The sequence below is a fragment of the Alienimonas californiensis genome (genome assembly GCF_007743815.1).
In the GTDB taxonomy this organism is placed as follows: Bacteria; Planctomycetota; Planctomycetia; order Planctomycetales; family Planctomycetaceae; genus Alienimonas; species Alienimonas californiensis.
Genome location: NZ_CP036265.1, coordinates 1966814 through 1988399 on the forward strand (window position 1 = coordinate 1966814; position 21586 = coordinate 1988399).

At 72.9% G+C, this 21586-nt stretch carries 19 protein-coding genes; 9 read left to right on the forward strand and 10 right to left on the reverse strand.

Translation table 11 applies throughout. The features are described from left to right. The first annotated feature begins 6 nt into the window (after positions 1-6). Positions 7-1992 (forward strand): hypothetical protein, encoded by a 1986-nt coding sequence (locus CA12_RS07560; protein WP_145358276.1) that lies wholly within the window; start codon positions 7-9, stop codon positions 1990-1992. Here CA12_RS07560 and CA12_RS07565 read toward each other — a convergent pair. After that, entirely contained in the window at positions 1948-2298 is a 351-nt protein-coding gene (locus CA12_RS07565; RefSeq protein WP_145358278.1) for a hypothetical protein, read from the reverse strand. The genes CA12_RS07560 and CA12_RS07565 overlap by 45 nt on opposite strands. A gap of 92 nt (positions 2299-2390) precedes the next feature. Here CA12_RS07565 and CA12_RS07570 point away from each other — a divergent pair, with 92 nt between their 5' ends. Continuing rightward, on the forward strand, positions 2391-3530 hold the full coding sequence (locus CA12_RS07570) for a bile acid:sodium symporter family protein (RefSeq protein WP_145358280.1): 1140 nt from the start codon (positions 2391-2393) through the stop codon (positions 3528-3530). Positions 3531-3554: 24 nt separating this feature from the next. Here the strand turns inward: CA12_RS07570 and CA12_RS07575 are convergent, their stop codons facing one another. Both CA12_RS07575 and CA12_RS07580 read right to left on the reverse strand, forming a co-directional pair. Continuing rightward, positions 3555-3806, reverse strand: coding sequence for a hypothetical protein (locus tag CA12_RS07575; RefSeq protein WP_145358281.1), 252 nt, complete (start codon positions 3804-3806; stop codon positions 3555-3557). 143 nt (positions 3807-3949) lie between these two features. Then, positions 3950-4225, reverse strand: coding sequence for a hypothetical protein (locus tag CA12_RS07580; protein ID WP_145358283.1), 276 nt, complete (start codon positions 4223-4225; stop codon positions 3950-3952). A gap of 343 nt (positions 4226-4568) precedes the next feature. On the opposite strand from CA12_RS07580, the gene CA12_RS07585 reads away from it, so the two are divergent. The 3 genes from CA12_RS07585 to CA12_RS07595 all read left to right on the forward strand — a co-directional run bounded on the left by CA12_RS07585 (position 4569) and on the right by CA12_RS07595 (position 8810). Then, entirely contained in the window at positions 4569-5012 is a 444-nt protein-coding gene (locus CA12_RS07585; protein WP_145358285.1) for a hypothetical protein, read from the forward strand. Positions 5013-5067: 55 nt separating this feature from the next. Beyond that, entirely contained in the window at positions 5068-6276 is a 1209-nt protein-coding gene (locus CA12_RS07590) for a glycosyltransferase family 4 protein (RefSeq protein WP_145358287.1), read from the forward strand. 278 nt (positions 6277-6554) lie between these two features. Further along, entirely contained in the window at positions 6555-8810 is a 2256-nt protein-coding gene (locus CA12_RS07595) for a SpoIIE family protein phosphatase (protein WP_165700613.1), read from the forward strand. Positions 8811-8837: 27 nt separating this feature from the next. Here the strand turns inward: CA12_RS07595 and ispH are convergent, their stop codons facing one another. The 3 genes from ispH to CA12_RS07610 form a co-directional block, all read right to left on the reverse strand. Beyond that, positions 8838-10484, reverse strand: a complete 1647-nt coding sequence (gene ispH / locus CA12_RS07600; RefSeq protein ID WP_165700614.1) for a 4-hydroxy-3-methylbut-2-enyl diphosphate reductase — start codon at positions 10482-10484, stop codon at positions 8838-8840. Positions 10485-10599: 115 nt separating this feature from the next. Further along, positions 10600-11007 carry a transcriptional regulator gene (locus tag CA12_RS07605; RefSeq protein WP_145358293.1) on the reverse strand — a complete coding sequence of 136 codons (408 nt, stop codon included), beginning with the start codon at positions 11005-11007 and terminating at the stop codon, positions 10600-10602. A gap of 25 nt (positions 11008-11032) precedes the next feature. Continuing rightward, positions 11033-11749 (reverse strand): hypothetical protein, encoded by a 717-nt coding sequence (locus CA12_RS07610; RefSeq protein ID WP_145358295.1) that lies wholly within the window; start codon positions 11747-11749, stop codon positions 11033-11035. Positions 11750-11945: 196 nt separating this feature from the next. Between CA12_RS07610 and CA12_RS07615 the strand changes: the two genes are divergently transcribed. Beyond that, positions 11946-12650 (forward strand): 3-keto-disaccharide hydrolase, encoded by a 705-nt coding sequence (locus CA12_RS07615; protein WP_145358297.1) that lies wholly within the window; start codon positions 11946-11948, stop codon positions 12648-12650. Between the two features lie 148 nt (positions 12651-12798). On the opposite strand, the gene CA12_RS07620 is transcribed toward CA12_RS07615, so the two are convergent. After that, positions 12799-13401: a DUF2585 family protein gene (locus CA12_RS07620; protein WP_145358298.1), complete on the reverse strand. Its 603-nt coding sequence runs from the start codon at positions 13399-13401 to the stop codon at positions 12799-12801. 187 nt (positions 13402-13588) lie between these two features. Further along, a complete protein-coding gene (locus CA12_RS21970) occupies positions 13589-15526 on the reverse strand; it encodes a collagen-like domain-containing protein (protein WP_165700615.1) in 1938 nt (645 codons plus the stop codon). 157 nt (positions 15527-15683) lie between these two features. Between CA12_RS21970 and CA12_RS07630 the strand changes: the two genes are divergently transcribed. Both CA12_RS07630 and CA12_RS07635 read left to right on the forward strand, forming a co-directional pair. Beyond that, entirely contained in the window at positions 15684-17213 is a 1530-nt protein-coding gene (locus CA12_RS07630; RefSeq protein WP_242688155.1) for an excinuclease ABC subunit UvrC, read from the forward strand. A gap of 111 nt (positions 17214-17324) precedes the next feature. Next, complete coding sequence (locus tag CA12_RS07635) at positions 17325-18122, forward strand: SGNH/GDSL hydrolase family protein (protein ID WP_145358300.1); 798 nt, start codon at positions 17325-17327, stop codon at positions 18120-18122. Between the two features lie 18 nt (positions 18123-18140). Here the strand turns inward: CA12_RS07635 and CA12_RS07640 are convergent, their stop codons facing one another. Then, positions 18141-19280: a YHYH protein gene (locus CA12_RS07640; RefSeq protein ID WP_145358302.1), complete on the reverse strand. Its 1140-nt coding sequence runs from the start codon at positions 19278-19280 to the stop codon at positions 18141-18143. Between the two features lie 128 nt (positions 19281-19408). Continuing rightward, the gene (locus CA12_RS07645; protein ID WP_145358304.1) at positions 19409-20095 is read right to left on the reverse strand and encodes a hypothetical protein; all 687 of its coding nucleotides are present in this window, start codon (positions 20093-20095) and stop codon (positions 19409-19411) included. 108 nt (positions 20096-20203) lie between these two features. Here CA12_RS07645 and CA12_RS07650 point away from each other — a divergent pair, with 108 nt between their 5' ends. Further along, positions 20204-21583 carry an ankyrin repeat domain-containing protein gene (locus CA12_RS07650; RefSeq protein ID WP_145358306.1) on the forward strand — a complete coding sequence of 460 codons (1380 nt, stop codon included), beginning with the start codon at positions 20204-20206 and terminating at the stop codon, positions 21581-21583. Positions 21584-21586: the final 3 nt, after the last annotated feature.

Below are 21586 nucleotides of genomic sequence, written 5' to 3' on the forward strand. Positions count from 1 at the left end.
GTTCTCGTGAATCGATCCGCGTTCTCCCGCCCGCTGTCGGTCGCGGTGCTCGTTGCGTGCGTGGGGCTGGGGGCGTTCACGTTGGGCGGGTGCGGCCGGGATCAGGAACCGGAAGTGATCACCGTTAACGAGGGTGCCGGCGGCGGGGCGGGGTCGGCGGCGGTCGCGGAGGACGGGCAGTGCGCCCGCTGGCTGGAGAATGCCACGGGGATGCTCGCCCCCGGGAAGCTGGGCCGCACCAGCGACGCCGACCGGGCCGCCCAGTTTCTGACGCTCTATCTGCAGCAGGAAGCCTGCACCGGCGTGCCGCCCGGCCCGCTGCCGCTGGCCGCCGCCGAGAGCGAAACCGCCGCCGCCGAGGCGCTGCTCGTCCGGCTGCTGGGCGAGGAGGGCGTGGACGCCGTGACCAACCGCCGGGCCGACGCCGCGGACGCCCGCTTCCTGCGGACCCGCCTGATGGACGCCGCCGCCGTCAGCGCCGCGATCGGCCGGGACGCCGCCCCGGAGGCCGTCGCCCTCGCCCTGAACCGCCACGTCGCCGACCGGCTGTTCCCCCTCGGCGCGTCTTTGGTGAACGGCGAACGGCCGGCGGGCAGCACCTATCACGCCCGGCTGCGGGGCGAGGGCGACTGGGCCGACCGCGCCTGGTTGTTCGCCGATCTGCTCCGGCAGGCCGGCTTGGACAGCCTGCTGCTAACCCCTTGGGGAACCGGCGACCCGGACGAGCCGACCGCCTGGGTCGGCGTGCTGCTGCCGGGGGACGGGGCCGCGGAGATCGCCCTGTTCGATCTGCGGACCGGGCTGCCCGTCCCGAGCCCGAACGCCCCGGACCGCCCCGTCCGGCTGAGCGAACTGCGGGAAAACGACGCCGCCCGCACGGCCCTGCGGGACTTCTATCAGGCCGCCGAACTGCCGGCGCCGCCGTTTCTGGAGGACGACGGGGCCGCGATCGGCGACCTCGCTCCGCAGCTGATCGGCGAAAACGAGTGGTGGCGGATGGCGAGCGGGCTGATCGTCCTGCCGACGGTCGAGGGCCCCGGCGGCCGCACGCCGCGGACGTTCGATCCGCTGCACGACCGCGTCGGCCAGCCGGGGCTCGTGAGCCGGGCGGCGTCGGCGGGGTTCGAGCGGGAGGCGATCACGCTGTGGCCGGTCCCGGCGGAGCGGGCCGCCGCGGCGACCGACGCCCCGATCCCGCCGACGTTCAACGCCCCGATGCGGGTCGGGTTGCAGGCGCCGGGCGCCGTGACGATCACCGAAGAGGGCGACTTCGAATACGACCGGGAGCGGGCGACGCCGATCACCGCCCCCGGCGACGAACTGTGGACCGCCCGGCACGCCCAACTGGCCGGCGGCTCGAACGGGGCGCGGGAGGCGGGTGGTTTGTTGGAGGGGTTGCTGTCGGCGGAGCAGATCGGGTCGCTGTTCAGCCCGCGGCCGCTGCCGCCGGTCAGCGATCGGGACGTTCAGGGAGAACTGGCGAAGGACCGTCGCAGTGCCGACGCCGCCGGCGAGGCGATCGGCCTGTCCCGTGACGAACGGGAGGTGAACGCAATTCTGCGGGCCGCCGCCGCGAACGGCGTCGCCCCGTGGCCGCTGGACCGTCCGCTGCCGCCGGAGGTGCAGGCCGTGCACGGCGCCGCGATCCCGGAGGCAGCGCTGTTCCTCGCCGAAACGCAGCTCGACCGCGGCCGCAAGCAGGCGGCGTCCGAGCTGCTGGGGAACCTCGTGTTCGGCCCCGCCAACCCCCGCAAGGCGACCGCGGCCGGCCGGTTGGCGGAGCTCGTGGCGACCGGCGGCGACCCCGCGACCGCCGCCGGCCTCGCCCGGCAATACGTCGGCGGCCCCGACGGCCCGCGGCTGAAGGTCTGGATCGCCCGCTGGACCGCCCCGCCGCCCGCTCCCCCGGACGCATCCGCCGCCGAGGGCGCCCAGGCCGAAGGCACGTCAGAGGTCGAAGGCGACGTAGGCGATCAGCCCGAGGAGGAGTGAACCGACCGCGGCGCAGGCGACGGCGACGAAGATCAGTTGGCGGGCGCCGTCGTGTCGGATGTATTCCAGTTGCTTCGCGGTCGACGGCCGACCGCGTTTGGACCCCTTCCGATCGTGCGGTTCGACGACGATTCGACCGGCGTCAACGTTTGCGAGCAGCCGTCGCCGGAGCCACCAGTACGCCAGGCCGACCGGCGGCAGGATCAGGATCAGAACCGGGACGAGCACCCCCAGGACGGTCATCATGGGGAGTTGTTTGAGGTTGCGGTAAAGCGAGTCGACTCGCTTGGCGTCTCGGGCGTTCATGCCCCGGAGTCTAGAAGCGGGAGCGGCGGAGTTGCGACTGATCGAACCGGCTTCCTTGCGGTCTCCCCGCTCTGCGGCGACAACGCCGCCAGATGAGCGAAACGACCCTGCAGAGGCCGGACGCCCCCCGCTCGCGGCGGGAGCGGTTCGTCGCGGCGTTTCAGACGCACTGGTTCCTGTTCGCCCTCGCGGTGGTGATCCCCGGCGGGCTGGCGATCGGCTGGAACCCCGGCAGCACGCCGCCGGCGTGGGGGCCGCCGGGCGATTGGTTCGACGCCCGGCTGCTGACCGCGGCGGTGCTGTTCCTGATGGCCTTCAGCCTGAACAGCGGCAAGCTGTGGGCGGCGCTGTCCAAGCCCGGCCCGGTGCTGTGGGCGTCGGCGTGCAACGTGGCGCTGGTCCCGCTGCTCGCCTGGCCGCTGAGCTACACGCAGGGGCTGATCGACTTCCGCCTCGGCCTGATGATCGCCGCCGCCAGCGCCTGCACGATGGCCGGGGCGAGCGTCTGGACGCGGCAGGCCGGCGGGAACGACGCGGTCAGCCTGCTCGTCACCCTGCTGACGAACGGGCTGTGCTTCCTGACGATCCCGGCGACGCTGGCCCTGACGACCGGCCGGAGCGTCGAGTTCGACGTGCCGGACCTGATGGTTCGCCTGCTGCTCACCGCCGCCCTGCCGATGGCCGTGGGACAGGCGGTGCGGGCGATCCCCGCAGTCAGCCGTCTGGCCGCCGGGCGGCGGACGACCTGGGGGAACCTCGCCCTGTTTCTGGTGCTGGGAATCGTGTTTACCGGGGCGGCGAAGGCCGGCCGCACGCTGGACGAACTGGGCGTGACCGAGGGCGACGGCGGCCTGCGGCTGGCGGGGGGCGTCGCCTGGGTCGGGGCCTGCTGCGTGTTCGTCCACAGCGTGGCGATGGGCGTGGCGTTCCTCGGCGCCGGCCTGCTGGGCTTCGGCCGGGGGGAACAGATCGCATGCGCCTTCGCCGGCAGCCAGAAGACGCTGCCGATCGGCCTGCTGATCGCGGTCAGCCCCGCGATGTTCGGCGACCCGAACCTGCTCGGCCCCGGCCGCGGCGTGCCGCTGGCGGTCTTCCCGATGCTGCTCTTCCACGCCAGCCAGATGTTCCTGGACACCGCGGTCGCGACGCGACTTCGCCGCGGGAGCTCGGAGCCGAGCGATGGGGGTCCGCCCCCCGCGTCAGCGGACGCGGGCGAACACATGGGGGGCTGACGCCCCCCGCTCGCCGGCCGCGGCTCAGTTCACCGGGCCGATCGGGTCGGCGACGCCGTCGAACTGGTATCCCTCAATTGCCCGCATCTGCTTCGGGAACTGGAACTCGGGCCCGGCGGGGAAGAACTGTACGCCCTCTTCCGCGTAATACGCGTCGGGCAGCGTTTCCACGGTCGTCGTGGTCCGACAGCCGGTCAGGCCGAACGAACCGGCGGCGCCGCCATACAGGGCGACGGCGACGAGGGCGCAGGCCGTCCGGGAGGTCGGGAGACGCATCGACGTGGGGCGTCCGATCGGGACTGACGCGGCTGCGGAAGGGACGTTCCAATGAACAAGCCAGCAAGAACCAATCCCGAGCGGCCGCAGCCGACTCGGTTGGTTCTTGTTGTCTTGAGAGTTGGAGCGTCCGAGCCGCAGGCTCAGTTGACCGGGCCGATCGGGTCGGCGACGCCGTCGGCACCGCCGCCGATGCCTTCGAGCTGGTATTCCTCAATCGCCCGAACCTGGTTCGGGAACTGGAACTCCGGCCCGGCGGGGAAGAACTGCACGTCGTCCCGCAGATAATACGGGCTGGGCAGCGTCTGGCCGGCCATGCTGGCCTGACAGCCGGTCAGCCCGAGGGAGGCGACGGCGCCGCCGCACAGGGCGGCGGAGGCGGCGAGGGCGCGGGCGGTCCGCGAGGTCGGAAGCGACATCGGTGTGGGGCGTCCGTTCGGGACTCAGCGGCGGCGGGAAACGGCCCCCGACGCCGGCAAACTGCCGGCGGGGAGCGTCCCCGGGATGCGGGGGCGGCCCGGGGTTCGGGTCGTAGCGGTGGCATCGGACGATTCGGCCGCCCGCCTTCACCCCGCCCCGGGCGGCGTCCGCGGATTTCCCGGCTCAATCCTTCGTTCCCGCACGACCGGCGCGGCGCCGGGCGCCGCCGATCTTGAATCGGGGGGGCAGTGAACATCTGATTTTCGAGGCGATTCGCGCCGGCCGCGCGGGCGCACGGCCGGCCGCTGGGCGACGGCTCGGCGGCGGTCCGAACCGGAGGGCATGGACCTGCTCGCCGATGACTTCGCCCTGTCCCCCCCGGCCCTGGCCCTGCTGGCGGCGTACGACGCCGCCGTGAAGCAGGCCGCCAAAGAACGCGCCGCCCAGGCCGCCGCCGCCGGCGAAGCGTCCGACAGCGAAGACGACTCCGCCGCCGACGAGGCGGACGCGGACGAGCTGGAACTGGACGAGGAGGGAGAAGAGGTCGCCGCTCCCTCGCCCTCCCCCGCCCGGACGCCGATCGCCGTGCCGCGGCTGGCCCCGCACACGGTCGCCGACGCCGACGACCGGGACCGCGACGACTGGGACGACGACGGCGACGCCGCCGATTTGCACGGGTTGCTGCTGGCCGCCGGGGCGCTGGACGTGGACCTCTCCAACGTCGCCGCCGGCGTGCGGTACCGGGTCACCCGCTCCGGCCGCGGGTTGCTGGCGAAAGCGGCGTAGCGTTTCATAACGCCGAGGCCCCGCGGGGCCTCGGCGTTAAAGGTAGTGTCTCCCCATGCACGTGCTTCACTTCATCACCCGGCTGATCCTCGGCGGGGCGCAGGAGAACACCCTGCTGACCTGCGAGGGCCAGCACGCCGCGGGCGATCGCGTCACGCTGGTGACCGGCCCGGGCCTGGGTCGCGAGGGCTCGCTGATGGAGCGGGCCGAGGCCGCCGGCTTCGAGGTGATCGAACTGCCCGGGCTGGTGCGGAACCTGCGGCCGTGGGCCGACGCCGCCGCGATGCGGCGCTTCGCCGGTCTGGTCGGCGAACTCCGGCCGGACCTGGTGCACACGCACTCCGGCAAGGCGGGCGTGCTGGGCAGAGCCGGGGCCGAAAAGGCCGGCGTGCCCGCGATTCACACCGTCCACGGGCCGAGCTTCCACCGGTTCCAGAACCCCGTCAGCCGGGCCGCCTTCCGGGCCGCGGAGCGTTGGGCGGGGCCGAAAACCGCCCACTTCATCAGCGTCGCCGACGCGATGACGGACCAATACGTGGCCGCCGGAATCGCTCCGCGGGAGCGGTTCACCACGATCCGCAGCGGAATGCACGTCGAACCGTTCCTCCACCCGCCCCGGCCGCGGGAGACGGTGCGGGGGGAACTGGGCTTCGCTCCCACGGACGTCGTCGCCGCGAAGGTCGCCCGGCTGAGCGACCTGAAGGGCCAGCGGTTCCTCGTCGACGCCGCCGCCCTGCTGAAGGACCGGGCGCCGCACCTGCGGTATCTGCTGATCGGCGACGGCCCGCTGCGGGAGGGCCTGGAACGCCGCATCGCCGCCGCGGGGCTGACCGACCGCTTCGTCTTCACCGGACTGGTGCCGACCGACCGGATCCCCGAACTGCTGCACGCCAGCGATCTGGTGGTGCACGCCTCGCTGCGGGAGGGCCTGCCGCGGGTGTTGCCGCAGGGTCTGATCGCCGGCAAGCCGGTCGTCGCCTTCGACGCCGACGGGGCGAAGGAGGTGTGCCTCACGGGCGAAACCGGGTTCCTCATCCCGCCCAGGGACGTGCCCGCCCTCGCCGAGGCGCTGGCCGCCCTCGCCGCCGACCCGGCCCTGCGGGAGCGGCTGGGCGCCGAGGGCCGGCGGCGGTTCACGGACCCCTTCCGTCACACCACGATGGTCCGGCAGATCCGGGCGCTGTCGGCCGACGTCGTCGCCGGCCGGCGCGGCGCCGCGGTGGGCACGGGCGAACCGCCGGCCGCAAACCCGCTTCCAAACTAACCCGAAGCGTCAGCGAGGGACGCGGGCGGAGCCCGCGTCCGCTCCGCGGCCGTCCCCTCGGTGACGCTTCGGGTGGGTTCTCCGAGCCGTCGATGGCGCTCGGCGAGCCGGGCGGAACGGACCGAACGGGGCCCGACTGCGGAGACCGAACGTCCGCACCGCGGGGGGACGCGTCGGAAGATGCGACGGCCGCGGGAAGCCGGTACGCTGACCTTCCGGCGGCGTTCGCTGCCGCACCGTCCGCCGCCGTCCACAGAGTCCGTTCGGGCCCGCCCCCGGTGCCGCACCTCCGCATCGAGCCGACCGGGAAGGAGCCCGCCGCCGTCACCGGCTCCGCCGTCCGCGAGCGAAACCCCCGCGGCGGCTCAAAACCCGACGGCGACCGCTCCGCGCTGGTGCGCTACGTCGCCCTCAGCGGCCCGGACGGCTACGAGAACCTCACCATCGGCCGTTACCCGGACTGCGAGGTGACGCTGGACATCCCCACCGTCAGCCGCCGGCACGCCCGCATCACCCGCGGGAACGCCGCGGAGGGCGGCGGGTTCTACCTGGAGGACCTCGGCAGCCGGAACGCGACGCTGCTGCGGGGCGAACCGGTCCGGGGCCGCGTGAAGCTGCGGGACCGGGACGAGATCGTCATCTGCGACGTGACCCTGCGGTTCGTCGCCACCACGCCCCCGCCACACACGGACGACGAGCCCGGCTCCGGCGATTCCGTGCTCGACTCCCAATCTGGCTTCGAGACGGCCCAGGGCGCCGACGACCCGGCGATGGTCACCGACGACCCGCCCGCCGACGCCTCCGCCGAGACCCCCCCGGCCGACGACGACAGCCGCCTGGACGGGGCGACGCTCGAGAGCGGCGACGACGAGCCCTCCGACAGCTTCAACTCCCCCACCGACCGCTACGACAGCGAGGCCGAGCGCCGCCAATCCGAACGCCGCAGCGTGGCCGGGCGAAACGGCGAGGCGGAGGACGAAGCGGACGAGGACGACGCCACCCGCAAGAAGCTGCCCTCGGCTTTCGACGAGGCCCGCGGGGCCGCCTCCGCCCGGTCGTCGGGGCCGAAACGGTTGACGTCGTCCGAGACCGATTCCCACTACGACTACAAGTTCACCGACGAGGCCGCCGGCGTGCTCGCGGCGCTGCCGGCCACCCGCGTCGGGGGGTATCGGCTGGACATCAACCCGGAGGCGAAGCTCCGGGCGGTGCTCTCCATCACCCGGGACCTCGTCGGCAGCGACGGGCTGGACCGGGTGCTGGACCGCACGCTGGCCTCGCTGTTCAAGGCCTTCCCGCAGGCCGACCGCGGGTTCGTGATGCTCGCCGAGCAGCCGGGCGACGAACCGACCGTCCGGGCCACCCGCACCCGCCCGGCGTTGGGCGGAGGTTCGCTCGACGACGAGGACGGCGGCGGGGAGGTGCGGATCAGCCGCACGATCGTGAAGCGGGTGATGGGCGCCGGCGAGGCGATCCTCAGCGTCGATGTCGGCGGCGACAGCCGGTTCGACGCCTCCAGCAGCCTGGTCGATCTGCAACTGCGCAGCGTGGTCTGCATCCCCCTGCACGGCCGGGACGAAACGCCCTTCGGCGTGCTCCAACTGGACACCGCCGACCCGACCCGGCAGTTCTCCGAGGACGACCTCGACCTGTTGCGGGCGGTCTCCGTGCCGATCGGCCTCGCCGCGGAGAACGCCCGGCTGACGCTCGAGGCCTCCCGACGCCGCGAAGCCGAACGCGACCTCGAACTGGCCGCCCACATCCAGCAGGGCTTCCTCCCGCAGGGCGCCCCGCCGCTGGACGGCTACGAGTTCGCCGACCGCTACGAATCCGCCCAGAGCGTCGGCGGCGACTACTTCGACTACATCCCCCTGCCCGACGGCCGCCTCGCGATCGCCCTGGGCGACGTGGCCGGCAAGGGCGTGCCGGCGGCGCTGCTGATGGCCCGCATGAGCGCCGCCGCCCGCGCCCAGTTGCTCGGCGCCGCAGAGAAAAAGAGCCAGGACCTGCTGCCCAGCGCCCTGCGGCGGCTGAACCGGGAACTGACCGGCGGGCCGATGGGACACCGCTTCATCACCTGCGTGATGTTGCTGCTGGACCCGAAAACGCACGCGTTGTGGGCCGTAAACGCCGGCCACATGGCGCCGCTGATTCGCACCGCCTCCGGCGCGGTGGAGCCGCTGGGCGAGGTCAGCGGGGGCATGCCGCTGGGCATCGACGCCGAGCAGCGGTTCGAGGCCGCCTGCCGCACCCTGCGGCCCGGCGAGGGGGCGCTGATCTTCACCGACGGCATCACCGAAGCCGTCCGCGAAGGCGCCGGCGACCGCGCCCCCGGCGGCCGCGACGCGGGGAAGGAACTCGACGCCCGCGCCAAGGGCCTGTACGGCCGCGAACGCCTGGCGGCCGTCTACGGCCGCACCGCCGGCGGCGCCGCCGCGGTCATTGACGCGATCACCGCCGACGTCGCCGCCTGGACCGGCTGCGGCCCCCAGACCGACGACATCTGCTCCGTCGCCCTCCGCCGCAGCGTCTAAGCTCTGAGAACCAGAGCCTCTCGGCGATCACACGGAGGCGCGGGCCCGCCGCCGCACGGCCCGCCAGCCCATCCCCGCCCGGCGGAACACGCGGCGATGGGCGAGGTACGCCGCCGCGCACGCCCCCCACAGGGCCGCCCCCTCCGCCGCGGCAGTCGCCGCCCGTCCGACCCGTCCCCGGCCGACCCGCAGCGCTGCGAGTTGGGCGGACTGAAACCGCAGGTGCCGGACCTCGTCCCGCAGCACGTTGCGGCAGAGCGCCCGCAGCGCCGGCGACTCCGTCGCCTGCCGCAGCGCCGCGTAGTAGGCGATCGCCACGCGTTCGGCGCTCAGCAGCACGACGATCGCCCATTCCAGCCCGAGCCGGGAGGCCGGAACCAGCCGCCGGGACGCCCGGAACGCCCCCGCCACCCGGCTCTCCCCGCGTTGCAGCCGCGGCACGCCCTCCGCGTCGAGGAACCGACCCAACTCCGCCGCGTGCCGGTTCTCCTCCGCCAGAAACTCCCGCAGCGCCGCCGGGTAGTCCGGATCGCCGCCCGCCGCCACGTACGCCGCCGCGCACCGCTGGAGAAACCGCCCCGTGCCGCTCTCGCCAAGTTGGAACATGCGGATCGAATCCAGCGTCGCCGCCCGCTCCGCCGCCGACAGCGTCGGCCGCCGCTCCCCTGCCGGACATGGCCAAGGGATCGCCCCCGGCCCCGCCGGATCGTCCCGCCGCACGCCGTTCGCCTGAAAACAGGCTGCCCACTCCGCCGCCGTCCAGCGTCGCCAGTCCGTCTGCTCTGTATTGGAGAGTTCATGGACAAAAGGGGGGCTGATCTTGAACGTCCGCAGCCGGGCCTCGACGGCGTCGATCGCGGCGTCCAGCGTGCTGGTCCCGGCGGTCAGGCCGACGACGCGAACCCCGGCAAACGCCGACGGATCCAGTTCCCCCGCCCCGGCGACGCGGAGTGCCCGTACGCCCTCCGCCTCGCACAGCGCCGCCAGCCGGGCGGTGTTGTGCGAATTCGTCCCCCCGACGACCACCACGGTCGCCGGCCCTGGCCCCCGCTTCAGGGTCGCGCACAACTCCCGCACCGCGGCCTGCCGATCGCGGGTCGGTTTGCAGACGGTGTCCACGACCGCCACGTCCGCCTGCGGATTGAGCACCCGCACCGCCGCCACGGCGGCGGCGGCGGTCGCCGGGTCGGTCGTGCTCTGTTGGACCACGCCGATCCGATCATGCGGCCAGGGATGCACAGACGCCGCGTCCCGGACCACGGCGAAGCGATCCTCCGGCAGATCGCCGACGACGCCGGCGACCTCTGCGTGCCCCGGCACGCCGACGACGACCACGAACCGCCCCTCTGCCGCGAAGGCCGCCGCGGCCTCCTGCACCCGGCGGACCAGCGGGCAGGTCGCGTCGATCACCCGCAGCCCCGCCCCCCGCAACCGGGCAAGGTCGCCGCGGCTGGCCCCGTGGGCGGTCACCAGCGCCGCCGCCGTGCGGACCGCCCCGGCGTCTCCCGGCCCCGGCAGGGAGCGGAAGCCCCGCCCCGCCAACTCGGCCGTCACGTCCGCGTTGTGCACCAGTTCGCCCAGCACCGTGACCGATGAAGGGTTTGCCTCCCCCCGCGTCGCGGCGACCGCGTCCCGCACCCCGAAGCACCACCCCATCGCACGGGCCCGGACCACCCGGAGCGATCGACCGGAACTCTGTTCGGCAGAGTTTACGGACAGGCGAAAGTCGTTCGCAGTCTTCATCGCAGAGCTTTTCGTGGAAAAGGGGGCGGGGCGGGCTTCGGGTGCGTTACTCGGCGAACTTCAGACGGGCGGCGCCCTCCGCGGCGGGGGCCGCGTCCGCGAGGACCCGTTCCAACTCGGCGAGATAGGCGAGGAACCGCTCGCGGCCGGTCGGGCTCAGTTTGCACAGCGTCCGCGAGCCGCGGCCGGCGCCGCGTTTCCAGAGTTCGATCAGCCCCGCCTCGTCCAACGCCGACAGGTGGCGATTCAGGTTCCCGTCGGTCAGCCCGCACAGGTCGCGGACCTCCCCGAACAGCAGCCCCTCGGGGTGGGTGAGCAGCGAGGTGAGGATGCCCAGCCGCGCCCGTTCGTGCAGCACGCGATCCAGCCCGGCGTAATCGAACCGGCCGGGGCCGGAGGGCGGGGCGGCCGGTCGCTCTTGTTCGGAGAGCTTTTCGGGGTCGGGGCGGGACATCGTGCGATTCAGAGGGAAGGATCGTTCAGGTCGTCGGCGTCGCCCCAGCCTTCGGGACGGCCGGCGAGGCGTTCGGGGCGTTCCACCAGGGCGTACAGCAACCCCGCGGTGACGGCCTGCCCAATGCCGAAGGTCGCGCCGAGGAACCACGCCGACGCCCCCGCCCGCGGTGCCGCCAGCCCGAAGGCGCCCGCCGCCAGATACCACGCCCCACGGCCCAGAAAGCCCGCGGTAACAGGCGGGCGCAACTGCACACCCCCAGGCCGAACAGCAACGCCCACAGGCCCGGCAGGCTCGGCCGCAGATCAGGACGGAAGACGTCGATGACGAACGTGACGGCCGCCCCCGCCGCCACGCACGGCAGGAACTGCCCGGCCGCGGTTCGCAACATCGCCAGGCCGTAGGGCGATCCCTTTGCCCGCCAGAGCATCTCCCCACCGCCCGCGGCCAGACACAGCCCCGCCACCACGACCCACGCCTCCAGGTCGTAGCGAATCGGCACGCCGCCGACCACGAAGTCGTACGGCAGCGGGGTCGCCCACGCCGTGAGGACCGCGGCGAGGGCGCTCGCCCCGACCGTCAGCGCCCGAAACCCGCGGAAGGCGCCGGCCCGCTGGCTTGCCGCCCGCACCGCCGCGACCTGCCGCCGCAAGACCGCCAGCTCCCGGGCGTCGCGGGGCGGGCGGAGCGACCCGAGGAGGTTGCTCGCATCGTGCGGCGGCGGGGGGGCGGGGATGGGCATTTGTAATGACTCTCCGACGGAGAGTATCAGGACGCCGTCGCCGCGGCGTCAATGCCGGCGTCCCCGCCGCCCCCGGTCTGGCGTCCCCCGCAGGCCCGGATTCGGGAAAAGCCGGGGCCGGGGGAAAGAGGCGGCGGGGCGCCCGACCGGCTAGGCTCGCGGCGTTCGCCTTCGTTCCCAGAGCCCTCGCGCTGCCATGTGCCCGCCCTTCCGCCTGTTTGCGCCGCTCTCCGCCGCATTTGCCCTGTTGGCCGTCGCCTGCGTCGGCGGCACGCCACAGGAAGACCCCGCCCCGGGCTCGAATCCGGAAGTCGGCGGGGACGTCGCCCCGCTGTTCGACGGCAAAACCCTCAACGGCTGGACCGGGGAGAAGAAACTGTGGTCCGTGAAGATGATCGACGACGTGCCCACGATCGTCGGCGTCTCCGAGGGGCTGGACCACAACACCTTCCTCACCGCCGACCGCACCCTCGGCGACTTCGACCTCACGTTTGAGATGCAGCTCACCCCGAACGAGGCCAACAGCGGCATCCAGTTCCGCAGCGTCCGGATCGCCGAGGAGGGCGAGAAGCCGGGGCCCGACAGCGAGATGCGCGGCTACCAAGCCGACGCCGGGGCCGGCTGGTGGGGCAAACTGTACGAGGAGAACGGCCGCGGGATGCTCTACCCCGCAAAGGATCAGCCGAACCAGAAGAGCGCCGAGGACGCGCTGAAGCCGGGCGCCTGGAACGTCTATCGCATCAGCGCGGAGGGAGATCGCGTCCGGACCTGGATCAACGGCGCCCCCAGCGTGGACCTGGTCGATCCGCAGGGTCGCAAGGAGGGCCTGATCGGCCTGCAGATGCACTCCGGCGGCCCGATGACCGTCCGCTTCCGCCGGTTCGTCCTGCAAACGCCGTGAGGCGGGGGGCGTACGGAGCTTGAGAAGACGCAGTTCTCGTCGGCACGACGTAATCCTGTGAGCCCGAAGCGCAAGCGAGGTTCGGAGGCGTTCACCCTCGCTCGCGCTTCGGGCTCACAGAAGCCACCGTCCTTGGGGAAAGAGCGCCCTAACGCCCGGCCTGCCAGTCGCGCAGGCCGTCCAGCGGGACGAGCAGCATCAGCACGCTGAGGATCAGGCCGTCGCGGACGGCGATTAGCAGGGCGAGTTCCACCGTCAGGAACACGACCGCGGAGGCCTTCGCCCCGATACGGCTCGCCAGCAGGAAGCCGGTCAGACAGGCGGCAAGGTCGCCGAGGGAGTTGACGATCGTGTCCCCGCTGTAGCCCAGCGCCGCGGTGTTCGTCCGGTAGCGGGCGATGACGGGCGGGGAGTTCTCCAAGATTTCCCACCCCGTTTCGACCGCCGCGCAGGCGACGAACGCCGCGGCCGTGACGAACGCCGCCCGCCGCTCCGGCAGGAGCCGGCGGGCCGCCCAGGCCAGCGGCCAAAACAGCACGACGCCGTGCAGCAGGTGGGTGAACGTGTAGGGGTCGGCGAGGTGCTGACTGGTTTCCGGGGAGTCCGGCGCCGCGACGAACGGCAGGACCCGGCCGGAGTCGTCGAGCCAGCGGCGGTCCTCCAGCCGCAGCCCGAGCGTCATGACGACGGCCACGAGCAGCGTTCCGCAGACGGCGAACAGAACGGGACGGGAAAGGCGAGCGGCGGACACGGCGGCGGAGTCGGAAGCGGAACCGAGAGCGGAACCCGGGGGGCGGCTCCGCGAGGAGCCTGTGGGTTCTTCATCGGACCGCCGGCGGGACGACCGCACCGCGGAGCGCCCGTCACCGCACCGCACGACGACGGCCACGAGCAGCGCCGGGACGGCGGCGAGGCGAACGGGGCAGGGCGACGGGAGGTCAGTTCGCCGCCCGGACCGCCTCCTCCCAGGCGGACAGCGCGGACAGCAGATCGCGGGCCGCGCCGGCGACGGGGTCGCGGCGGCCGGAGTTGGCGAGGTCGTTCAGCCCGTCGGCCGACTCGCGAACGGCCGCGTCGAGCACGTCGCGGGCGCGGCGTTCCGCGGGCGATCCGACCGGCGCCGCCCGGACGACCTGGGCGTAATACCCGACCGCCGCCGACAGTTGGCTGGCCGCCGCGAGGAAGCTCTGATGGGACTGCCGCCGCAACGCGCCGAGGTCTCCCCGGGGGAGCGCCGTTTCGAATGCGGTCATCGCCCGGACCGTCTGTTGGGCGGCCGCGGCGGCCGCGGCGCCTCCGTCACGCGGGGGGCCGCCCTGCGGGACGACGGCGTGAAGGGCCTCGTGGACCGCCTCGATCGCGGCGGCCGCCGCGGCGATTTCATCCCCGCCGGCCGTCGCGTCTTCGGTAAGCAGTTTCTGGTCGCGGACCGCGGCCCCCGGTTCGCCGACGCGCTGCAGTCCGGCGCGATCCCGCGCCCCGTTCCAGGCCGCCCAGGCGGATTCGAAGGCGGCGTCGGCGGCGGAGACCGTCCGGGAGTCGGCCCCTTCCGCGAGCGTCGCGGCGAGATCCCGTGCGGTCGCGTCGACCCGCTCCGCGGCCTCCATCAGGCCGACGCCGTTCGGGGCGACGGCGATCGGCAGGAGCGGGTCCGCCGCCGCCGCGGTGAGCAAATAATTCGTGTTCTCCGTTAGCCGGGCCGCGAGCGCGTAGAGCCTCAGCCGGTCCTCCCCGCCGGCCGGCCGGCCGCCGACGACCTCGCCCGGCCAGGGAACCGCGTCGGGCCGCCGCAACTGGCCGCGGGCCGTCCGGAGGCGTTCCATCGCCGCGGTCAGAAAGACGTCCAGCCGTTCGAGTTCCCGAATCTTGACGGCGAACCACGCGCTCTTCCGGCCGATCCGTTCGAAATTCGCCCGAACGAGGACCTGATAATTGTAGACGTCCCGCTCCACCGCGGCCCAGTCGGCCTCGGTCCACGCCGACAGGCGGTCCGCCCCGCCCGGCCCCGTCGGCGTCAGCAGGCGTTGTTCCGCCGAGGCGAACGCGACGTACGAGGGGCGGAGCGAGCGGGCCGCGGCGCCGGCGCGGCCCTCCAGAATTTCGATCTGCCGCAGGAAGGTTCGTTGTTCGTCGTTCGAGCCGCGCAAGCCTTCCGCGCTGAACCACCTCAGCCCGTACCGAAGGTCGCGGAGGGGGGCCAGCGACGCCTCCAGCGCCTGCACGGCTTCGTTTCGGGCCTGGGAGGCGTCCACTTCCGCGCTCTGCCGGACGTCGCGCCGTCGGCCGCCGCTCTCGTTTTCGTCGACGACCTGCACCGTGATCGCGCCGCCGGGCAGCCCGTCGACCCGATATCTCGCCGGCCGCAGCGGCGGGTTCCTCATCACGTACGCGGTGGCCTCCGACGGTCCCTGCGGGCTGCCGATGGAGGTCGTCGGCGTCGAGCCGACTCCCGGGCGGGGCGGCGAGTAGGACGACCTCGGACCGCCGAGGCCGCGGCCGTCGAAGTCTCGATATCCGTACGGGGCGCTCGGCCCCTCGCCGTAGGGCGCCTCGAGCCCATACCCGTACGGCGACCCGGACCCATACGCCGGCCCGGACCGCGGATCCGGCCCCCGCTGCCCGTTCGGTCCGTACAGCCCGGGCGAGGCCCCGGGGCCCGGGGCGTTCGGGTTCACGTTGGGCTGATCGCGACGTTCGCGGTCCCGTTCACGGTCGCGGGCGTCGTCGTACTCCTCGAACCGTTCCTGGAGTTCGCGGAAGCGGCGGATTCCCCGCACGATCTCGTCCAGATCCTGCCCCGCCGCCGGGGCGGGGAGTAGCAGGGCGATCCCGGCGAGCAGCAGAACGGCGGACGTTGGGCGGGGCGGGAGGGACATCAGACCGTTCCAGAGGCGGGGAGAGCCGTCGGCGAAGGGAACGGAGACTCTAGCGAGCCGGCCGCCACGCACTCCCGGGGCGGTTCCCGATGTCCGGAGGCGCCGCCCGCGGTCCGACGGGGCGCCCGGCGGGCCGCCGCGTCCCCCGACGCCGCCTATGATGTGGCCCGACGGACCGTCCGCCCCCGCCCGCCGCCCCGCCGTGCCCCGCCGCCTCGACCCGCCTCACGCCGTGACCGACGACGCCCCCCGCGACCCCGCCGAGCCGGCGTCCCCCGCCGGTGCGACCGCGGGCGAGGTCGCGGCCGAGGCCGTCGGGTTCGAGGCCGCCCGGGCCAAGGCGAAGCAGTTGCCGACGACCCCGGGCGTGTATTTATTCAAGGACGCCGCCGGCCGGGTGCTGTACGTGGGCAAGGCGGTCAACCTCCGCAGCCGCGTGGGCAGTTATTTTCTGAAAGCGGCCGCGGCCGAGCGGCGGACCGCGGAACTCGTCACCCAAATCGCCGACTTGGACCACGTCGACTGCACCGACGAAGTCGACGCCCTGCTGACGGAGGCCCGCCTCATCAAGGACATCCGCCCGCGGTATAATTCGGACCTCAAAGACGACAAGACGTTCCCCTACCTGCAGATCACCACGCGGGAAGATTTTCCGCGGGTCGAATTCACGCGGGAGCCGAGGGACAAATCGGTCAAGCTGTACGGCCCGTTCCCCAGTGCCGGCAAGCTGCGGGGGGTGATCAACGCCCTGCAAAAGGTGTTCAAGTTTCGCACCTGCTCGCTGGATATCGAGGCCGACGACGAACGCTGGGAGTGGTTTCGCCCCTGTCTGCTGCACTCCATCAAGCAGTGCACGGCGCCCTGCAATCTGCGGATCTCCAAGGAGGAATACGCCCGGGATATCAAACGGCTCAAGATGGTGCTGGAGGGCAAGACGCACAATCTGCTGCGGGAGATGAACAAGGAGATGGCCGCCGCCGCCGAGGCCCGCGACTACGAACGGGCCGGTCGGCTGCGGGACCAGATTAAAGCGGTCGAAAACATCGACCTCCGCGGCGACCTCGACGAACACGCCCAGCCGGAGGTGTTCCAGATCGATCCGAAGAAGGGTCTGAAGGGCTTGCAGCAGGTCTTCAAACTGCCGGAGACGCCCCGGGTGATCGAGGGGGTGGATATCGCCCATTTGCAGGGCGGGGAGACGGTGGCGAGCCTCGTGCAATTCATCGACGGCCTGCCGTTCAAGCCGGGCTATAAGCGCTACCGCATCAAAACGGTGGCGGGGGTGGACGATTTCGCCAGCATGCGGGAGGTCGTCTCCCGCCGCCTCAGAAGGCTGCAACAGGAGGGCGGACGCTTCCCGGACATTCTCCTCATCGACGGCGGCAAGGGGCAATTATCGGCCGTCGTCGCCGCGATGGAGGCGATCGGCCTGGACGAAACGAACCGGCCCTTCACGATCAGCCTGGCGAAGCGGGAGGAAGAAGTCTTTTTGCCCGGGGACTCGGAGCCGAAGATCCTCAGCCGGCACGGTTACGGGCTGCGATTGCTGCAATATGTCCGCGACGAAAGTCACCGTTTCGCCCAACACTATCACCATATCTTGCGGCGCAAAAGCACCTTCGACGAGACGGTCGGTTCCAGAAAGGGCGGTCCGAAGGGGAGACCGCGACGGCGGTCGGCGAAGTAGCTCTCGGGTTGAGGGCGTCGGGGCCACTCCGGCTTCTCAGCGGTTCTGTTGAAACCGATCGACGGTCGCCGCGGTAGATTCTGCCGCCGCTCGCCCCTTCGGACCGTCGCAATGAACGTCTCCCCCCGTCTGCCGACCGCCTTCCCCCGTCGCACGTTGTTGGCCGCCGGCGGGGCGGCGGCGCTGGGCGGGTGCGGGGGCGGAAACTCCGGGCCGGGACCGGCTCGCAATCTGCAAGGGTGGGCGGACGGGGAGAACGCGGCCGGGCCGGTCGTGCTGTTGGGCGACAGCGTATTCGACAACGCCGGTTACGTCGCCGGCGGGAAATCCACCAGCGATCACCTCAAAGAGGTCATGGCGGAGGCCGGCGCCGGGTGGTCCGCCGAATTGAAGGCTCGGGACGGGGCCGTCGTGGAGGACGTGCTGGGGCAGTTTCAATCAGGGGAATTAGAGGGCGCCTATGCCGTGCTGAGCGCCGGGGGGAACGACGCGCTGCGGTCGGCGTCGATCCTCACGATGCCGGTGTCCGTCGCCACGGAGGTGTTCGACGAACTGGCGGACCTGCGGGAGAGTTTTGAAGCCCGCTACGACGCCGCGGTCGCGGCCGTCGCCGAGGCCTGCCAGGGGCGGCTGACGGTCTGCACGATTTACGATCCGAATTACGAGGAACCCCGCCGCCAGCGCCCGGCGACGGCGGCCCTGCCGGCGTTCAACGATATTATCACCCGCGTCGCCGTCCGGCGGGGTCTGCCGGTGATCGATCTGCGGACGGCGTTCGTCGCCCCGGACGACTACGCCAACCCGATCGAACCCTCCGTCGCCGGCGGCCTCAAGCTGGCGGGGTTAATCCGCCGCGTCGTCACCACCCACGACTTCGCCGCGGGCCGGTCGCGGTTCTATACCGTCTGACGAGGGATTTTCTCGCCCTCACCGACCGCCCTGTTGCGGGCCGCGGAGGAAATCGCGGGAGGGCGTGCCGCGGAACTGGCGGGGGATGACGGGCCAGTCGTCGGTGAGGAAGTAGGCGTACGTGCCGTCCGGGAACTCCGGCGTCACGCACTGCCGGCCGTTGCACTCGTCCAGATCCCCCTCGTCCTCGACGTACTCATAGTCCGCCGTGAAGGTGCCGTCGTAGGCGCCGCCGGGCTGGCCGGGGCCGTCGGAGCGATTGCCCTGTTTTAGGCGATAGCTGCTTCGCAAAGTCTTCACCGCAGAGTCGGCGTCCTGCAGGTCGGCGAAGCCGGTTTTGGCGTAGATGGGGAAGCCGTCCGCCGCCCAGCCGATCAGCGGGGAGTGCGACCCGGCCCGCCAGCCGAGGTTCTCCAACAACCCGGTCGGCAAGCCGTGATAGTGGTAGGCGCCGGTCGGCTGAACGTGGGCGTGGTTGGCGTCCAGTCCCAGCGGGACAGCGCCGGAGAGCGCCTCGTACTGCCACCGCTCCCCGCCGGCCTGCCCGCCGGCCTGCCCGCCGGGACCGCCGCCGCCGGGACCGCCGCCGCCGGGACCGCCGCCGCCGGGACCGCCGCCGCCGGGGGGGCCGCCGTTCGGGGGGCCGAAGCCACCGCGGCCGCCGGGCGGGGGGAAGGGGGGGCGTCCGCCGGGGCCGTCGGGGCGACCGCCGGGACCGCCCGGACCGCCGCCTTCGCCGTAGAACTCCGCGGCGCCGGGGTCGAAGACCACGCCGTTCACCGCGATGCCGAACACCGCCGGGCCGCCTTCGGTAACGCGGTCGGCGGGCTCCGGGTTCAGCGGCACCCGGTAGGTCGTCCGCCGCGTCGCGATCTGGTTCGGGTTCCCGCGGTTCGGGAACGCGCCGACGAGGTGGTCCGGCAGACCGGCGGTGAAGATGACGCGGGACTCGCCCCGCTCCGAGATCGCCACGCGGGCCTTGCCCGGCGGCCGCTCGGTGGCGGGGACGAGGTCCGGTTTGCCGTTCGACTGGGTAATCGTGTGCGTCCGCCCCGGCGGGCCGCCGCCGGGCGGCTGGGCGGCGATCAACGCGGCCCCCCCGACGAGCGCTCCCCCGGCAAGGGCGACGGCGGAGAGGGAGGGACGAGAGCGGAGCATCTGCGAGAACTCGCGGGGGGAGACGGGACACGCCGTGTGCCGCTCAAACCCCGAACCGGCGGCGGAGGTGTCGCTCAAACGGCTGAGTTTTCAGTCGTTCTCAGAGGCGCCGCCCGGCGGCGGACGCCTCACCCGGTTCCGGCGACCTCCAACAATCCCTTCACCTTCGCCCACGCCTTGACCAGATCGCCGGGGGGAACGGGCGTCGGGGCGAGGATCGCGGCGGCGTCGGCGGTGATCTTCACCCGGCCGCCGAAGCCGGCCAGCCGCAGTTCGCACTCCGAGGCGTCCAGCGGGTAATCGAGGCTCTTCACCTCCGGCGGGTCGGCGTCCTCGACGGCGTCGATGACCGCCTCCACGTCGGCCGGTTCGTTGAAGCGGCGTTCCAGCGCCGTGAAGCCGGGGGCGAAGGCGAAGGCCAGCCCGGGGTCGGTCAGCACGTCCGGTTCGCCGGGCTCCACCTCCCGGCGGGTGAGGGCGACGGCGGGGTCGTCGGCCGTCTGGGAGACCGTCACCGTGTAGGTGAGTTGCGGGCAGACCAGCGAACCCCCGCCGCGGTCCGGGCCGATCGACTTCAATTCCTTCCGCTTCAAGCCGAACGCTTCCCGCAGGAGCCTGGCGACGCGTTCCAGATCCGCCGTCACCCCGGCCTCGCCGATGCCGGCGACGTACAGCCGGGTCTGGCTGGTCGTTTCCTTGGGAACGCTGTGGTTCGGCCGAAAGCCGGGCAGATCCTTGATGGGGGTGCGATCCTCCACCCACAACCGCAACCCGCAGCCGGCGGGGGGGCCGCCGTCGTCGTTCGTCTCGGACATCGGGGGGCGGAACTTCTCGGGCGAGTGGGGGCGGGCGTCGGGCCGTTATTCTAGACCTTTCGCCCGCGTTCCGCCGGGGACCGCGGCCCCCCCCGGACGACGCACCGCATGCCGAAGCGACCCGCCCCCGCCGACCGCCGCGGCGCCTTCGACACCTGGGGCGACTCCACGTGGGAAGCCCTGCTCGTCCGCCCGCTGCCCGAGCAGGGCGGCGGCCGCGACCCGGCGGGGGCTCTCGCCGCCTGTGCCGGCGTGGGGGCGATCGAGCGGGACGTGACCGACGCGGTTCTGGCCGGCGAGTGGGTCCCGCCGCAGGGGGAGTGGGCGTTGCTGGTCGTGCCGCGGGCCGGCGGCTGGGCGACGTTGGTCTCGAACGGGTGGGCCGAGGAACTGATCGAGCGACGCCTGGGGGACTTCCGCGGCGAAACGCTGGTGACCGGCGCCTACGACACGGCCGGCGTGCTGGTCGTCCGCCACCGCCGGCACGAGGGCGGGGCGACCGCGGAGGCGGCGACATTCGTCACCGACGGCGTCCGCTGGGACGAACCGGCCCCGGACGACGACCCCGACGACCCGCAGGGCGAGGGCGACACGTCGCTGTCCGGCGAGCGGTTCCCTCCGGCCGCCGCCGCGGCGTGGCTGGCGGAACGCGCCTCCGTGAAGGACGCCCACGACACGCTGCTCCGCGACGCGGACGCCTACGTGCCCGGCCTGTTCTTCGCCCGGGACGGCGGCGTCGGCAACTCCGGCCGGCTGGTCGCGGGTTACGGGCACGAGGACGCCCTCTCGCCGGAGTTCGTCGAACGGGTCGACGTGGTCCGGTTTGGACCGGTGCAGACGACCCCGCTGGACGAAGCGGCCGGCCGGCGGCTCGAAGCGGCGGTCGGCCGCGGCGACGTGCGGGCCGCCCGGCGGGCACTGGCCGCCGGGGCGACGGTCGGAACGCTGCCCGGCTCCCGCCATACAGCCGTGTGGCTGTGCCTGAATGCAATGAGCGAGTTCGACGCCCCGGACCGGGCGGCGCTGGCGGAGATCGTCGGCCTGCTGTTGGACGCTGGCGCCGACGTGAACGCACGGCCCCGCGACGCCGCCTCCCCCGTCGAACTGCTGCTCACGACGGAGTTCGTCCAGTCCCGCGCGACCCGCACGCGGAGCCGCAACCGGCTCGACGCCCTCGCGCTGCTGGACTGGCTGATCGACGCCGGATTGAAGGTGGACGCGGTATCCTTCGGCCGCAGCATGTACGGCCCGCGCCCGCTGCACGCCGCCGCGTCGCAGAATCGCCCGGCGTTCGTGCGGGCGCTGCTCGATCGCGGCGCCGACCCGCGACTCGCGGACGATCGCGGCCTCACCCCTGGGGCGGCGCTGCGGGCGCAACTGGAGGCCGGAGCCCGACGCACCTGGGCGCCGAATCACGTCCCGCTGGAGCGGGCGCTGGCGGAACACGCGGAGGTCCTCGCCCTGCTAGACGCCGCCGCGGCCGCGTGAGGG

What these genes read in the sequence shown, in the direction of transcription:
- CA12_RS07565 (WP_145358278.1), bottom strand. Translation starts at nt 2,298, where the DNA reads ATGAACGCCCGAGACGCCAAGCGAGTCGACTCGCTTTACCGCAACCTC.
- CA12_RS07570 (WP_145358280.1), top strand. Translation starts at nt 2,391, where the DNA reads ATGAGCGAAACGACCCTGCAGAGGCCGGACGCCCCCCGCTCGCGGCGG.
- CA12_RS07575 (WP_145358281.1), bottom strand. Translation starts at nt 3,806, where the DNA reads ATGCGTCTCCCGACCTCCCGGACGGCCTGCGCCCTCGTCGCCGTCGCC.
- CA12_RS07580 (WP_145358283.1), bottom strand. Translation starts at nt 4,225, where the DNA reads ATGTCGCTTCCGACCTCGCGGACCGCCCGCGCCCTCGCCGCCTCCGCC.
- CA12_RS07585 (WP_145358285.1), top strand. Translation starts at nt 4,569, where the DNA reads ATGGACCTGCTCGCCGATGACTTCGCCCTGTCCCCCCCGGCCCTGGCC.
- CA12_RS07590 (WP_145358287.1), top strand. Translation starts at nt 5,068, where the DNA reads ATGCACGTGCTTCACTTCATCACCCGGCTGATCCTCGGCGGGGCGCAG.
- CA12_RS07605 (WP_145358293.1), bottom strand. Translation starts at nt 11,007, where the DNA reads ATGTCCCGCCCCGACCCCGAAAAGCTCTCCGAACAAGAGCGACCGGCC.
- CA12_RS07610 (WP_145358295.1), bottom strand. Translation starts at nt 11,749, where the DNA reads ATGCCCATCCCCGCCCCCCCGCCGCCGCACGATGCGAGCAACCTCCTC.
- CA12_RS07615 (WP_145358297.1), top strand. Translation starts at nt 11,946, where the DNA reads ATGTGCCCGCCCTTCCGCCTGTTTGCGCCGCTCTCCGCCGCATTTGCC.
- CA12_RS21970 (WP_165700615.1), bottom strand. Translation starts at nt 15,526, where the DNA reads ATGTCCCTCCCGCCCCGCCCAACGTCCGCCGTTCTGCTGCTCGCCGGG.
- CA12_RS07630 (WP_242688155.1), top strand. Translation starts at nt 15,684, where the DNA reads ATGATGTGGCCCGACGGACCGTCCGCCCCCGCCCGCCGCCCCGCCGTG.
- CA12_RS07635 (WP_145358300.1), top strand. Translation starts at nt 17,325, where the DNA reads ATGAACGTCTCCCCCCGTCTGCCGACCGCCTTCCCCCGTCGCACGTTG.
- CA12_RS07640 (WP_145358302.1), bottom strand. Translation starts at nt 19,280, where the DNA reads ATGCTCCGCTCTCGTCCCTCCCTCTCCGCCGTCGCCCTTGCCGGGGGA.
- CA12_RS07645 (WP_145358304.1), bottom strand. Translation starts at nt 20,095, where the DNA reads ATGTCCGAGACGAACGACGACGGCGGCCCCCCCGCCGGCTGCGGGTTG.
- CA12_RS07650 (WP_145358306.1), top strand. Translation starts at nt 20,204, where the DNA reads ATGCCGAAGCGACCCGCCCCCGCCGACCGCCGCGGCGCCTTCGACACC.